We start from the raw sequence: 1,771 nt of genomic DNA, 5'->3' as shown, positions 1-1,771 counted from the left end.
GGCGCCAACGCCGGCCACGCCACCGAAGCCAACATGGACCGCCTCGACGGCGCCGGCGCTGCCGCCGCGGTTGAAGCCCGCGCCGTCACCGCCAGTGACTCCGCCGCCATCGTGCGCGCCAAGGCCGCCCTCGACAAACTCGACATCGCCGAAGGCCTCGCCGAACTCGAAGGCGCCTCCGCCCGCGTCGCCGTTGACGAAAAACGCATGATCAACTGCCGCGCCGACCTCAACCAGCTCGTGCCTTTCAAGTACGACTGGGCCTGGCAGAAATACCTCGACGGCTGCGCCAACCACTGGATGCCGCAAGAGGTCAACATGACCGCCGACATCGCCCTGTGGAAAAACCCCGAGGGCCTGACCGACGACGAACGCCGCATCGTCATGCGCAACCTCGGCTTCTTCTCCACCGCCGACTCGCTGGTCGCCAACAACCTGGTGCTGGCCGTGTACCGCCTGATCACCAACCCGGAGTGCCGCCAGTACATCCTGCGCCAGGCCTTCGAAGAAGCGATCCACACCCACGCCTACCAGTACTGCATCGAATCGCTGGCCATGGATGAAGGCGAGATCTTCAACATGTACCACGAGATCCCATCGGTCGCCAAAAAAGCCGCCTGGGGCCTGAAATACACCCGTTCGATCTCCGATCCGAAGTTCGAAACCGGCACCGTCGAGACCGACAAGGAACTGCTGCGCAACCTGGTCGCCTACTACTGCGTGCTGGAAGGCATCTTCTTCTACTGCGGCTTCACCCAGATCCTCTCCATGGGCCGCCGCAACAAAATGACCGGCGTCGCCGAGCAGTTCCAGTACATCCTGCGCGACGAGTCGATGCACCTGAACTTCGGTATCGACGTGATCAACCAGATCAAAATCGAAAACCCACACCTGTGGGATGCCGAGATGAAGGAAGAAGCGACCCAGATGATCCTGCAAGGGACCCAGCTGGAGATCGAATACGCTCGCGACACCATGCCTCGTGGGGTACTGGGAATGAATGCGGCGATGATGGAAGACTATTTGAAGTTCATCGCTAACCGTCGGTTGTCGCAGATTGGTCTTAAGGAAGAGTATCCAGGCACCACCAACCCATTCCCGTGGATGAGCGAGATCATGGACTTGAAGAAAGAGAAGAATTTCTTCGAGACTCGGGTGATCGAGTACCAGACCGGCGGCGCGCTGAGCTGGGATTGATCAAGACGGATGCCCAATCAAACCATCAAGACGCCCTGCGTCGGCCTCTGCTCCACCGTTTACGGGGACCTGGTCTGCCGGGGCTGCAAGCGATATCACCATGAAGTGATCCAGTGGAACGGCTACAACGCCGAGGAGAAGCAGGCAGTCTGGCTGCGCCTGGAGCAACTGCTGGTGCAGGTAATGGCCAGCAAGCTGGAGGTATTTGACGCGTCTGTTCTGCGTCAGCAACTGGAAACCCGCAAGATCCGCTTCGTGCCGCACCAGTCGCCCTATTGCTGGGCATACCAGCTGATTGCCCGGGGGGCGCGGGTGATTTCCAAGTTGGAGGCCTATGGCCTGGCGTTGCTGCCGGAATTTCGTGAGCGCAGCCTGGCCGATCTGCGGGATGCGATTGACCGGGAGTTTTTCCTGCTGTCCGAAGCGCATTACGAGCGGTATATCGCGCCACGATTTCTGCAGGACGCATTCGAGCCGGCGTTGATCGCCACAGTCTGACCCGCAACACAAATAAAATGTGGGAGGGGGCTTGCTCCCGATGGCGGTGTGTCAGTCGATATATTTGTGACTGATA

General features: G+C 59.7%; 2 protein-coding genes. Both read left to right on the top strand.

What is annotated here, in order from left to right; translation table 11 throughout:
• Nucleotides 1–33 precede the first annotated feature (33 nt).
• The gene (locus tag C9383_RS15490) at nt 34–1,197 is read left to right on the top strand and encodes a ribonucleotide-diphosphate reductase subunit beta (RefSeq protein WP_211322901.1); all 1,164 of its coding nucleotides are present in this window, start codon (nt 34–36) and stop codon (nt 1,195–1,197) included.
• Between the two features lie 9 nt (nt 1,198–1,206).
• Entirely contained in the window at nt 1,207–1,695 is a 489-nt protein-coding gene (locus C9383_RS15485; protein WP_090371333.1) for a DUF1289 domain-containing protein, read from the top strand.
• Nucleotides 1,696–1,771 lie beyond the last annotated feature (76 nt).

Origin of the sequence: Pseudomonas palleroniana, from assembly GCF_003031675.1 — a bacterium.
Taxonomy (GTDB): Bacteria; Pseudomonadota; Gammaproteobacteria; order Pseudomonadales; family Pseudomonadaceae; genus Aquipseudomonas; species Aquipseudomonas palleroniana.
This window is presented reverse-complemented; position numbering and strand designations above follow the sequence as displayed.

Excerpts from the sequence above, each read along its gene's own strand:
- C9383_RS15490 (WP_211322901.1), top strand. The coding sequence starts at position 34 with ATGGACCGCCTCGACGGCGCCGGCGCTGCCGCCGCGGTTGAAGCCCGC.
- C9383_RS15485 (WP_090371333.1), top strand. The coding sequence starts at position 1,207 with ATGCCCAATCAAACCATCAAGACGCCCTGCGTCGGCCTCTGCTCCACC.